The organism is Streptomyces sp. NPDC087300 (assembly GCF_044744425.1).
GTDB lineage: Bacteria > Actinomycetota > Actinomycetes > Streptomycetales > Streptomycetaceae > Streptomyces.
In genome coordinates, this window is record NZ_JBIUYI010000034.1 from 1 (window position 1) to 11988 (window position 11988).

12 protein-coding genes are annotated in these 11988 nt (G+C 72.0%); 5 read left to right on the plus strand and 7 right to left on the minus strand.

The genetic code is table 11. The features are described 5' to 3' along the window. Positions 1-212 precede the first annotated feature (212 nt). Entirely contained in the window at positions 213-587 is a 375-nt protein-coding gene (locus ACIO9J_RS44700) for a hypothetical protein (RefSeq protein ID WP_402012120.1), read from the minus strand. A 227-nt stretch (positions 588-814) separates the two neighbouring features. Here ACIO9J_RS44700 and ACIO9J_RS44705 point away from each other — a divergent pair, with 227 nt between their 5' ends. Then, the gene (locus ACIO9J_RS44705) at positions 815-2863 is read left to right on the plus strand and encodes an ATP-binding protein (protein WP_402012123.1); all 2049 of its coding nucleotides are present in this window, start codon (positions 815-817) and stop codon (positions 2861-2863) included. Between the two features lie 25 nt (positions 2864-2888). On the opposite strand, the gene ACIO9J_RS44710 is transcribed toward ACIO9J_RS44705, so the two are convergent. Next, positions 2889-3752 carry an alpha/beta hydrolase gene (locus tag ACIO9J_RS44710; protein WP_402012125.1) on the minus strand — a complete coding sequence of 288 codons (864 nt, stop codon included), beginning with the start codon at positions 3750-3752 and terminating at the stop codon, positions 2889-2891. Then, complete coding sequence (locus ACIO9J_RS44715) at positions 3749-4342, minus strand: TetR/AcrR family transcriptional regulator (protein ID WP_402012128.1); 594 nt, start codon at positions 4340-4342, stop codon at positions 3749-3751. The genes ACIO9J_RS44710 and ACIO9J_RS44715 overlap by 4 nt, the downstream gene beginning before the upstream one ends. A gap of 217 nt (positions 4343-4559) precedes the next feature. On the opposite strand from ACIO9J_RS44715, the gene ACIO9J_RS44720 reads away from it, so the two are divergent. Continuing rightward, positions 4560-5300, plus strand: a complete 741-nt coding sequence (locus ACIO9J_RS44720; protein WP_402012131.1) for a class I SAM-dependent methyltransferase — start codon at positions 4560-4562, stop codon at positions 5298-5300. 42 nt (positions 5301-5342) lie between these two features. Here the strand turns inward: ACIO9J_RS44720 and ACIO9J_RS44725 are convergent, their stop codons facing one another. From ACIO9J_RS44725 to ACIO9J_RS44735, 3 genes are all read right to left on the minus strand, one after another. Further along, the gene (locus tag ACIO9J_RS44725) at positions 5343-6494 is read right to left on the minus strand and encodes an RNA polymerase sigma factor (protein WP_402012151.1); all 1152 of its coding nucleotides are present in this window, start codon (positions 6492-6494) and stop codon (positions 5343-5345) included. Positions 6495-6502: 8 nt separating this feature from the next. Next, on the minus strand, positions 6503-6910 hold the full coding sequence (locus ACIO9J_RS44730; protein WP_402012133.1) for a YciI family protein: 408 nt from the start codon (positions 6908-6910) through the stop codon (positions 6503-6505). A 284-nt stretch (positions 6911-7194) separates the two neighbouring features. Next, complete coding sequence (locus tag ACIO9J_RS44735) at positions 7195-8415, minus strand: PP2C family protein-serine/threonine phosphatase (protein ID WP_402012136.1); 1221 nt, start codon at positions 8413-8415, stop codon at positions 7195-7197. A 219-nt stretch (positions 8416-8634) separates the two neighbouring features. Here ACIO9J_RS44735 and ACIO9J_RS44740 point away from each other — a divergent pair, with 219 nt between their 5' ends. Together ACIO9J_RS44740 and ACIO9J_RS44745 are read left to right on the plus strand one after the other, a co-directional pair. Next, positions 8635-8916 carry a hypothetical protein gene (locus ACIO9J_RS44740; RefSeq protein WP_402012139.1) on the plus strand — a complete coding sequence of 94 codons (282 nt, stop codon included), beginning with the start codon at positions 8635-8637 and terminating at the stop codon, positions 8914-8916. Positions 8917-9004: 88 nt separating this feature from the next. Continuing rightward, positions 9005-9376 (plus strand): hypothetical protein, encoded by a 372-nt coding sequence (locus ACIO9J_RS44745; RefSeq protein WP_402012142.1) that lies wholly within the window; start codon positions 9005-9007, stop codon positions 9374-9376. Positions 9377-9530: 154 nt separating this feature from the next. On the opposite strand, the gene ACIO9J_RS44750 is transcribed toward ACIO9J_RS44745, so the two are convergent. Next, positions 9531-10076, minus strand: coding sequence for a bacterioferritin (locus ACIO9J_RS44750; RefSeq protein WP_402012145.1), 546 nt, complete (start codon positions 10074-10076; stop codon positions 9531-9533). 335 nt (positions 10077-10411) lie between these two features. Between ACIO9J_RS44750 and ACIO9J_RS44755 the strand changes: the two genes are divergently transcribed. Continuing rightward, the gene (locus ACIO9J_RS44755; protein WP_402012148.1) at positions 10412-11809 is read left to right on the plus strand and encodes an amino acid permease; all 1398 of its coding nucleotides are present in this window, start codon (positions 10412-10414) and stop codon (positions 11807-11809) included. The last annotated feature ends 179 nt before the right edge of the window (positions 11810-11988 follow it).

Sequence of the window (11988 nt, forward strand, 5' to 3'; positions counted from 1 at the left end):
GGGCAACGGCGTTCACCAGGCCATGCTCGGCATCGCCCGGCTACACAACCTGGCCCTCACCCGATAACTCACGCCCCATACGGGACAACCTCTAGGCGAGCGTTCGGCGGGGCAGGTGTCCGGCTAGGAGGGCGTTCGGCGGCGCGGGTGTCCGGCTGGACGAGGGCGGCTTCGCACCGCGCCGTCACGCCCCGTCAGTCCCGTACGGACACTCAGCTCCGCCACAGCCCGTTGAAGGCGCCGATGACCACCGTCACCGCGGCGGGGACGATCGCCGCCTCCGCCACGATCGCGGACGCCGGGGCGTCCAGGTGTGCCGCGGCACCGCCCTTGGCCGCGAGACCGGCGTAGACGGCGCGGGAGGCGACCACGGCGAGCGCGGTCGCGAGCAGCGGCTCGAACAGGAACATGTCGGTGACGATGTCCAGCCAGTTCGACGGGCCCATCACGTCGAGCAGGTCCCGGGCGGCGGAACCGCTGCCCAGCGTCCAGGTCAGCTTGAGCACCGGTACCGCACAGAGCACGGCCACCACCATCACGTGGGCGGCACCGCTGCGCCACTCCCCTGCCAACCGCCGCTCAGTCACGCCGTCAACCTAAGGCCGCGCGACACCGCCCGTGATCGCGACACACGCACCCCGCCCCCACCGGCCCATCACCCGAGACCCCGCGCCGCTCGTCGAGGCACTGGCGGCGCTCGCCGCGTGAGAGGGGCGCGGTGGCCTCGGGTCTGCCGCGTCCCCGGCCTGCCAGACACACGTTCGTGAGATCCTGTCCGGCGCACCGCCGCCCGCAACTCATGGAGAATGTCCGCATGTTGGGGCAGGCACCAGAGCACACAGATCTCTACGTGGGACGCACGGCCGAGCACGAGGCGCTCGTCTCGACGCTCACCTCGCATCGGCTGACCACGCTCACCGGGGTGGGAGGCGTGGGCAAGAGCCGTCTCGCCGCGGAGACACTGCGCTCTCTCCCGCCTGCCGCCGCGGCCGCCGTGGGCACCTGTCGCTGGGCCGACCTGGGGGCGCTTCCCGACGCGCGACGGCTGATCGGCACGGTCGCGGAGGCCGTCGGGTTCGCCGACCACACCCCCGGACTCCCGCTCGACGCCCTGTGCGGCTGGCTCCTGGACCGGCGGGTGCTGCTCGTCCTGGACTCCTGCGAGCACCTCCTGACCGCCTGCCGCGAACTGATCGCCGATCTCCTGACGGCGTGCCCCGACCTCACGGTCCTCGCCACCAGCAGGCAGCAACTCGGCGTCCGCGGGGAAGTCACCCTCGAAGTCGGCCCGCTGGCGCCCGACAGCGACGCCTTCACCCTGTTCATCGACCGGGCCGTGGCCGTCGCCCCCGCGCTGCGGATGCGACACGCGCGGCAGGACGAGGACGCCAAGGAGATCTGCGCGCTCCTCGACGGCATCCCCCTCGCCCTGGAACTGGCCTCCGCACAGTTGATGCACCACCCCCTGGGCGAACTCCCCCACCGCCTGCGCACCCAGCAGGCGGAACTGCGGGCGTCGTCACACGTGTGGCCGCGGCGCCACCGCTCCTTGCGCGCCGCCATCGGCTGGAGCCACGAACTGTGCGCACCGCTGGAACGGCTCCTCTGGGCACGCCTGTCCGTCTTCCGGGCGACCTTCGACGAGGAGTCCGCGCGCAGTGTCTGCTCCGGCGGTCCACTCTCCTCCGACGGCGTCGCCGTCGCCCTCGCGGGGCTCACGGCCAAGTGCGTGGTCAGCCGCGCGGCGGACGGCCGACTGCGCCTGCTGGAGAGCGTGCGCGAGTACGGCTGGATGTGGCTGGGCGAACTCGGGCAGCGCGCGACGGCACAGGACCGGCACGCCGAGCACTTCCTCGCGCTGGCGCGCTCGGCCGACACCGGCTGGCTCGGTCCCGAGCAGGTCGGCTGGTACCGGCGGATCGGCGCGGCCCACCACGACCTGTGCGCGGCGCTCGACCACCTCATGGGCGTCAGGCCCGAACAGGCGGCTGAACTCGCGGGCCTGGTCGGCTTCTTCTGGAGCTGTTGCGGTCATCTCCGAGAAGCACACGCCTACTTGGGGCGGGCGCTGGGGCTCTCGCGCACCCACAGTCCGGCCAGGGACCGGGCGCAGTGGGCGCTCGGCGTAGCGTCCGTGCTCCAGGGTGAGCACCAGCAGGCGGCACGCATCGGCCGTCGCTGCGCCCGCGACGCCGCGCGCTCGGACAACGTCGAAGGGCAGCTCGCGGCCGCGTACTTGCTGGGCATCACCCACCTGCTGTCCGGCGAGGCGCACGAGGCGCTCGCCGTGGCCGGTGAGGCACTCGGGCGGGTGTCCCGGCCGCCCTTCGCCTCACCGTCGGCCCTGCGCTGTCATCTTGTACAGGTGTTCGCCCTGACCGGGCTCGGGCGGCTGGACGAGGCGGAGCGGATGGCGGTGTCCTTGCGGGCCGGGTGCAGTGACCGCGACGAGTGCTGGACCCGGGCGTACACCGACTACCAGTTGGCGCTCATCGCGCTCGCCAAGGACGACCCCGGCCGGGCCGCACGGCACGCGCGCGCGATGCTGGAGGGCAAGCACAGCCTGGGGGACAGCTTCGGCGTCGCGCTCGGCATGGACCTGCTCGCCGCGGCGGCCGCCGCCGACGGCCAGGGCGAGACGGCCGCGCTGCTCTCGGGGACCAGCGAGACGTACTGGCGTTCCGTGGGCCACAGTCAGCGCGGGATGCCCGAGCTGCGGGACGTACGCGAGACCTGCCGTCACCGCGCCCGCGCCGCCGCGGGCGAAGCCGCCTTCGAGCGCGCCTTCCGACGCGGAGCGGAGGCGGACCCCGGCTCCGTCCTGACGCTGGCGATCGAAGGGCACTTGCCGAGCCGCGCGTGAACCCCGCCGGGCGGCGCCCGCCCGCTCAGCCGTGCAGCGTCTTACGAAGGAGTGCGCCGAAGTCGTCGGGATGGGTCGTCAGGCCGATGTGTCCGCCGGGGAAATGGACGAGTTCCGTGCCGAGGCGTTCGCTCAGGAACGCGGCTGGGCGGTAGGCCAGTTCACCGTGCGAGTCCTCTCCGCCCGCGAGCACGAGCCGGTCCGAGAGTTCCGCCAGGCGGTCCACATCCGGGGCGTGGGCCATGAAGCTCGGCATGATGCGCCCCACGAAGTACGGCAGGTCGTCCCTTGTCCGCTCGACGCGTGCGGCCGCTCGGGGCGGAAGCCGGACCTCGCTCTTCGGCTCGACGGAGCCTCCCGGCCGCTTCTCCTTCGCCTTCGCCTCCTTCGCCTTCGCCCCCGCGGCGAATACGGCCATCGCCGGCATGACCCCCTCGGAGCGGAACGTCTCCTCGACGCGGCTCATGAGTGCGCGGTGCTCGGCGGCGTCCGGCAGGACCTCCACCACCGGCGGCTCGTGCGCGACGAGCCGCGCGACGCGTTCGGGGTGGGCGGTGAGCAGGTGCAGGGCGGCGATCGCGCCCGAGCTGCTGCCGAAGACGCGGGCGGGTTCGCCGGGTGAGAGCAGTTCGAGCAGCCGGAACGCGTCGTCGGCGTGCTCGGTCACCCGCTGCGCGGCCTCGGGGTCGTCCAGCGTGCTGCGGGAGATGCCCCGGGGGTCGTAGGTGGCGACGGTGTACTCGGCGGCCAGGTCGTCGGCGATGCCGTCGAAGGCGGCCGCGCCGCCTGTGCCGCCGGGGATCAGCAGCAGGAGCGGGCCGTTGCCGCGCACTTCGTAGTGCAGGGTCGCGCCGGGCACGCGCAGGCTGCCGGTGGTCGGGGTGGTCATGCGGGGTCTCCTTCTCCGGCCGGGGGCCAGTGCTCCAAGAGGGTGTGCAGGGCTTCGAGGGCGCGGGTCCAGGACTGCTGCGGCGCGCGCCGGTGCGCGAAGCTTCCCGCCGCCTCCAGGGCGACGAACCCGTGGAAGGCGCTGCGCAGCAGGCGTACCGCGTCGGTCAGATCGGGCTCGGCGAGCCCGTAGCCGCGCAGCATGCCGTACGTCAGCTCGACCGCGCGCCGCGGACCAGGTGCGGCTGCGGCCAGTTCGGGGTCGATGTCGATGGGGGTCTGTGTCGCGGCGTAGCGGCCGGGGTGCTGGTGGGCGTACTCCCGCCAGGCGGTGGCGTACGCGATCAGCGCGTCCTTGCCCGCGAGCCCGACGGTCGCCTCCGCGATGCGGATGGTCTTCTCGTCCGCCGCGAGCAGCGCGACCCTTCCGCGCAGATCCACCAGATTGCGTACGTGGCTGTAGAGGCTCGCGTCCTTCACGCCGAGCCGCCGCGCCACCTGCGACATGGTCACCCGCTCGAACCCGACCTCGTCCGCCAACTCGGCGCCGGCGATCGTCACCCGCTCCACCGTCAGCCCGGCCCGCACCATGCGCCCGCCCCCTTCAAGCTCATCCCTCTAGGCGTTTCCTAGGGGTCCTAGGTTAAGTCTAGGGCATCTAGGAACGCAACGGAGGCCGGTCGCCTCGTCCGTGCAGGACACCGGGACGGCCGCCGGATCTTTGTGGGTTCAGCCAGTACGGGCGTTCGCCGGGATGCGGGAAGACTGCGCGCCAGGACATCAGCGGGCAACAGGGGAGATCAGCACGATGAGCACGCAGCAGTACGACGAGATCGGTGAGGCGTACGAGGGGTTCAAGGCCCTGCCGCTCGAGCAGTACTCGGTGGTGCCGGGGTTCCTGGCGATGGTCGGCGACGTGCGCGGCAAGTCCGTCCTCGATCTGGCCTGCGGCACCGGTTTCTACAGCAGGGAGTTCAAGCGGCGCGGCGCCTCCGAACTGCTCGGGATCGACATCTCCAGCGAGATGGTCGCCGTGGCGCGGGCGTTGGAGGAGCGCGAGCCGTTGGGGCTCAGCTATGAGGTGGGTGACGCGGCCGAACTCCGCGCTTTCGACGCACAGTTCGACATCGCCCTGGCCGTCCAGCTGCTCAACTACGCGGACGACATCGCCACCACCGAGCGGATGTGCCGCAACGTGCACCGCAGCCTCAAGCCCGGTGGCGAGCTGTTCCTGCTCAACCAGTCGCCCGACTTCCGCTTCGACGGGCCTACGCCGGAGAAGTACGGGTTCCGCAGCGTGCTCACCGGCGAAGAGGGCGAGACGGGGCCGAAGGTGCGGACCACGGCGCTGCTCGACCCGCCGGTCTCGTTCGTCGCCAACCTGCCGCGCCGCGAGGTCTACGAGAAGTGCCTCGCGGCCGCCGGGTTCAGCGAGCTGACCTGGGTGCCGCTGACGGTGTCGGAGGCCGGTGTGCGCGAGTTCGGCGCGGACCACTGGGCGGACTTCCGGGCCAACCCGCCGCTGGTGATGCTGCGTTGCCGCGCCTGATCCACCGGCGTTCCGCGCGCTCCAGGTGCCCGGCCCCGTCCGTCAGTGGTGTCGGCGGGCGTTGAGCCGGGCCGCCTGGCGTGTCAGGTGGTCGCGCTCGGCGAGGTTGGATGCTTGGCGGGCCGCTTCGGCGTAGAGCCGTGCCGCTGCCTCCAAGTCGCCGTCACGCTCGTGGAGATAGGCGGCCACCGCCGTGTGGCGGGGCAGCGTGTCGTCCAGCTTCGCGAGTTCCGCCAGGCCCGCGCGGGCACCGTCGGCCTCACCGACGGCCACCGCGCGGTTGAGGCGGACGACCGGACTGTCGGTGAGGCGTACGAGCTCGTCGTACCACTCGGTGATCTGGGGCCAGTCGGTCTCCGCGGCCTCGGGCGCGTCCGCGTGGAGCGCGGCGATCGCGGCCTGGGCCTGGAACTCGCCCAGCCGGTCGCGGGCGAGGGCCGTCTGCAGGATGCCGATGCCCTCGGCGATCAGTGCCGTGTCCCAGCGGCCGCGGTCCTGCTCGGCGAGCGGCACGAGGACGCCGTCGGGGCCGGTCCTCGCCGCGCGCCGGGCGTGGTGCAGCAGCATGAGCGCGAGCAGGCCCGCCACCTCCGGATGGTCGACGGCGGCCGCGAGCTGCCGGGTGAGCCGGATGGCCTCGGCGGTCAGGTCGACGTCGGCATCGGTGGAGTAGCCCTCGTTGAAGACCAGATAGAGGACGCGCAGCACGGTGGCCACGTCGCCGGGCCGGTCCAGGCGCACGCCGGACACGGTCTTCTTGGCGCGGCTGATGCGCTGCGCCATGGTCGCCTCGGGGACCAGATAGGCCCGCGCGATCTGGCGGGTGGTCAGTCCGCCGACGGCGCGCAGCGTGAGCGCGACGGCGGACGACGGCGTCAGGGACGGGTGGGCGCACAGGAAGTAGAGCTGGAGGGTGTCGTCCACCGCGGGCGCGGGGCCGGGGCCCGGCTCCTCTTCGACGACGTCCTCCCGCCGGCGGCGGGCGCTGTCCGCCCGCCGTCCGTCGAGGAAGCGGCGCCAGGCCACCGTGACCAGCCAGCCCTTCGGGTCGCGCGGCGGGTCATCCGGCCAGACGCGCACCGCCTCGACCAGCGCGTCCTGCACGGCGTCCTCGGCCGCCGCGAAATCGGCTCCGCGGCGGACGAGGACGGCGAGCACACTGGGGGTGAGGCTGCGGAGCAGGGCCTCGTCCATGGGGGAGGTCACTCCGTGATGGTGGGGGCCTCGCCCAGGAAGGGGCGCAGTTCCAGCCACTCGTGGATCGGCTTCCCGCCCGCGCCCGGAGCGGCCGACAGCTCGCCCGCCAGCTCGACGGCCCGCTCGTGGCTGTCGACGTCGATGATCATCCAGCCCGCGATGAGGTCCTTCGTCTCGGCGAAGGGCCCGTCGGTGACCGGCGGGCGGCCCTCGCCGTCGTACCGGACGAAGGAGCCCTCGGGGGCGAGGGCCTGTCCGTCGACGAACTCGCCGGTCTCCTTCAGCCGGTCGGCGAAGTCGTTCATGTACCGCATGTGGGCCGTGACCTCCTCGGGAGTCCACTGGTCCATGGGGACGTCGTTCACCGCGGCCGGGGCGCCTCGGTAGTGCTTGAGCAGCAGGTACTTGGCCATGACGGGTCTCCTTGTGGCTGGTGCGGCCCATTGTGGCCGCGTTCATGCCTGGGACGGAGCCGATCACGGGTTCTCGACATCAACGGGCGGATTTCTTTTTCAACGGGCGGGTTTCTTCTCTCGCGGCTTCACTGACCCTTCCGTGACTTCAGGTACCAGGCTGCGACGACACCGATGACGACGAGAATGATGAGGATCTTCATGGTTCTCAGCTCCCCTCGTTCGTGCGGGCCATGCCTCGCCCGGCACGGACCGGCTCGGACGGGCTCGGATGTGGCGGGATTTCAACGGCCGGGCGGCCGCCACTCGATCATGAGGATGGTCGCGTCGTCCCGGAGCGGGTCGGCCTGCCCCTCCAGGATCGAGTGGATGAGCCGGCGCAGCGTCTCGGGCGCCACCTCCCCCGCGGTGGAGGCCCTGATCACCGAGTCGGCGAAGCGTTCGAGCCCGAATTCGGTGCCGTCGGGAAGCCGGGCCTCGGTCAGGCCGTCGGTGTAGAGGAGCACGCGGTCGCCGGGTTCCAGTGCCGTCTCGTGGACCTGGCGTTCCGCGCTGCGGAAGGACGGGGAGAAACCCATCGGCGAGTCGGGTTCGCGTTCGAGGGCCCCCTCGATGAGCCGGTTGTCGCGGACCAGCAGCGGCGGCGGATGTCCGCAGTTGCTCCAGCGCAGGGCCCCGCTCGCCAGGTCGAGCCGGATGAGGACGCCCGTGCAGAACTGGTCGGGCAGCCATCGGCCGAGTGCGGCGTCCACGGTCTCCATGAGTGCGGGCAGGTCGGCTCCGGTGCGGCGGCCGTTGCGGCAGGCGGCGAGGGCGACCGCCGTGGTGAGTCCGGAGAGCAGGTTGTGGCCCATGGCGTCGACGATCGTGGCGTGCAGGGCCGTACGGGTGAGGCAGTGGTCGAAGGCATCCCCGCCGATCTCGTACGCGGGTTCGAGCACCGCGGTCGAGATGACATGGCTGTTGCCGATGGTGCGCGGCGGCAGGAAGGCGCGGAGCATCTCGGCGGGGAGCTGCATGGGTTCGGCGCGGGTGACCTGGACGACGTCGTCCTTGTACGCGCGCTTCGAGGTGATCATCATCGCGACCAGGGACGCGAGGGCCCGGCCGCGCCGCAGCAGTGCGGCGTCCAGGTACGGGGCGTGGACGGCGAGCACGCCGAGGCGTTCGGCGCCGTCCAGGAGGGGCAGCCAGGCGGTCATGCCGCCGGCCGGGGACTCCCCCGCGCGCAGGGAGAGGGTGCGGTAGGTCCAGCCGGCCAGTGAACCGTCCACCGGAACCGTCGACGCACCGCCGTCCCGGCCCTCGCCCGCGCTGTCGCCTTCCCCCTTGCGCTCGTTCAGCGGGACCAGCAGGCGCTGCTGGAGGTCGGCGAGGTAGACCTCCGCACGGGGCACGTCCAGGGCCCGCGCGCACCGGGCGACCGCGGTGGACAGGTCCAGTACGGCGTTGTCGGGGTCCGCGAGGAACTCTTCGAGTCCGCCCGGCGGGTCCGGGGTCGGCACGTCGTCTCCTTCCGCCTGCGGTCCACTGCTTCGGCGTCGGGCGTCTGTCCACGGCGGAGCCGCGCGGCACCAGCAGTCTCACACCGTCGCGCCGGGCCCGCCCCTGCCCGTGTCGCAGATGCGGCGCGGGTGGTCCACGGTGATCAGTACGAGTTGTCCCGCCCCTCGCGGGTACCTGCACCGCAACCCCGGACGGACCGGCAGTGGAGAGGAGACACCGTGAGTGAGCAGATACCGCCGTCACCCGGCGCCGACGGCAGCACACCCGTCCCCAGGGATACGCCGGATCAGCAGGCCGGCAGCGGACAGGACCCCTGGGAACCGGCGGAGAACACCAAGAGGGAGAACGCCGACGGCGAGGACGGGGCGTCCGACGACGTCCCCGACACCGACGAGGCCGGCACCGGACGGCGCGGCGAAGGCGCCCCGCGAGGCGTCCAGGACGGCCATGACGCGAGCGCCCCGACCGACGAACCGGAGCCGGAGGAGCCTTCCGGGTGAGCGGCCCCGGCCCGGTCCCTGGTCCGGCGGCACGACGTGAGACAGCGCGACCACGACACGGGGGAAAGCACGAGGAGAGGGAACGACCGTGAGCGGTACGGGAGATGCCCCGGCACAGGTGACGGTGGAACTGAGCGGCACGGCGGACGACGCCGGGAGCGTCTTCGCCCTGCTGGGCGCGGCCTTCGCCTCGGACCGGGCGGACGGCCCGGCGCCCCGGGCGGCGGCGGACGGCGGGCCGACCGTGTGGAGCGGCGTCTTCGACACCGCGCGCCCGGCGGGCGGCGGACCGGGCGGTGCTCCGTCGCTGAGCGGCCCGGTGTCCGCGAGCGTGCAGGGCGGCTATGTCGCGGTCGACCAGATCGTCACCGTGCTCACGGCGGCGTTCACCGTCACCGAGGAAGGCTCGGCGTCGGGCGACCAGGAGAAGGACGTGAACCTGCGGCTGGAGAGCGGGTGACGGCGCCGCGCCACCGGCCTTGGGGGCGCCACCGCCCTCAGGGTCCGGCGGCGCGGCTACCCCGCCGCCGCTGATCAGCTACGGCCGACCTCGACGTGGCGGCCGACGCTGGCCGCGGCCCTCTTCCCGTACGCGACACGGCCCCAGCAGCGGTTCAGCCCTGGCGGTCACCCGGAATGCGCTCCAGGAGCCCCCGCAGGTCGTCGGCGTGCTCCTCCTCCTGCGCCAGCAGCTCCTCGAAGACGCGGCGGGTGGTGGGGTCGCCGTCGCCCAGCCACTTGGCGATCTCGGTGTAGGCGGCCACGGCGACGCGCTCGGCCACCAGGTCCTCCTTGATCATCTCGATCAGGTCGGTGCTCTCGTCGTACTCCGCGTGCGCCCTGGAGGTGAGCGTGTCGGGGTTGAAGTCCGGCGCGCCGCCCAGCTGCACGATCCGCTGCGCCAGCTTGTCGGCGTGCTGCTGCTCCTCCTGCGCGTGCTCCAGGAACTCGGCGGCCACCGGCTCCGAATAGAGCCCGGACGCGGTGTAGTAGTGCCGCTTGTAGCGCAGCGTGCAGACGATCTCGGTGGCGAGAGCCTCGTTCAGTACGCCGAGGACGCGTTCCAGGTCCGCTCCATAGGCGTCCGTCACGGGGCCCTTGTCGATCTGCTGACGGGCCCGCTCGCGAATGGTCTTGATGTCGGTCAGGAACTCGGCCATGACAACTGATCCCTCCTCGATGAACGGCATACGGCGGCGGTCCGTCGGGCGGGCCGCCATCGTTGACCGTACCCATTTCTCCCTGTTCGTCCCGAAGTCGTGTCACGGCGCGCTCGCCGCACGTTCCGGACCGCACCCCGGGACGGCCATCGCGTAACCAGCGACCGGCCGGTCCAAACGGGAGCGCGGCGCCGGAGCCGCTCGGTGACGGCGGACATCGGCGTTCACCGGCACGAACCGGCAGAACGTGTTCGCGAAATGACCACCAGTAGTCACGGTGTTCGGATATCGGACACCGCTCTCGCCATGCGGGCGAGATATCCAAACTTGCCCGCATGCCTTCCTCGACAAGCACCCCTCCCAAGTCACCGCCCGCCCCGGAGCCACAGCTCGCCAAGGGGCTCAAGCAGCGGCACTTGTCGATGATCGCGCTCGGCGGAGTCATCGGCGCCGGGCTCTTCGTCGGCTCCGGAGCGGGCATCGCCGCGGCCGGACCTTCGATCGTCCTCGCCTACACCGCCTCCGGGCTGCTCGTGATGCTGGTCATGCGGATGCTCGGCGAGATGTCGGCCGCCAATCCGGCGTCGGGATCCTTCTCCGTGCACGCCGAACGCGCGATCGGACCGTGGGCGGGCTTCACCTCGGGCTGGTCGTTCTGGTTCATGCTCTGCATGGGCGTGGGCCTGGAGGGCATCGGCGCCGCCCACATCATGACCAGCTGGCTGCCCGGTACGCCCGAGTGGGCGTGGGTGGCGCTGTTCATGGCGGTGTTCTGCGGCGCGAACCTGGCGGCGGTGAAGAACTTCGGCGAGTTCGAGTTCTGGTTCGCCGCGCTGAAGGTCGGCGCGATCGTCCTCTTCCTGGTCATCGGCGGCCTGGCCATCGCCGGTGTGCTGCCCGGCACCGACGCGCCCGGCACCTCCCACCTGATCGGCCACGGCGGCTTCCTGCCCAACGGCACCGAGGGGCTGATCATCGGGCTGCTCGCCTCGGTCCTCGCGTACGGCGGTCTGGAGACCGTCACCATCGCCGCCGCCGAGTCGGACGACCCGGTCCGGGGCGTCGCCGGGGCCGTGCGCACGGCGATGTGGCGGATCGCGGTCTTCTACGTCGGCTCGATGCTGGTGATCGTGACGCTGGTGCCGTGGGACGACAAGGAGGTCGTGGAGAAGGGTCCCTACGTCGCCGCGCTCGACCAGCTGGGCATCCCCGGCGCCGGTCAGATCATGAACGTGGTCGTGCTGATCGCGCTGCTGTCCGCGATGAACGCCAACATTTACGGTTCCTCGCGCATGGCCTGCTCGCTGGTCTCCCGAGGCCAGGGACCCGCCGCGCTCGGCCGCACCACCTCCGGAGTGCCGCGCCGCTCGGTCATCGCCTCGTCCGCCTTCGGCTTCCTCTGCGTCCTGCTGAGCTACTGGCGGCCCGACGACATCTTCCAGTGGCTGCTCAACATGATCGGCGCGGTCATCCTCGTCGTCTGGGCGTTCACCGCCGTCTCCCAGCTGATCCTGCGCCGCCGCACCGAGCAGGAGGAGCCCGAGAAGCTCGCGGTACGGATGTGGGCCTACCCGTATCTGACCTGGGTGGCGCTGGCCGGCATGGCGGCCGTCTTCGTCCTCATGGCCATCGAGCCGAGCACCCGCAGCCAGCTGGCCTGGACGAGCGGACTGACGGTCGCCCTCGTCGTCGCCGGATACGTGCGCCAGCGGACGGTACGCGGACGTCGCTGAGCCCGCGTCACCGCGCCCCCGCCGGGAACTCCCGGCGGGGGCGCGGCGTTTCCCTGCGCGACTCCGCGTACGCCGCCCGGTCCTGGCCTAGGGTCTTTCGTTTGGATCAGGCCGGATCAGGGAGCGGGGTCTGGTGCGTGCGATCGCAAGGCGGAGGAGGGCGGCAACGCGGAGCGTTG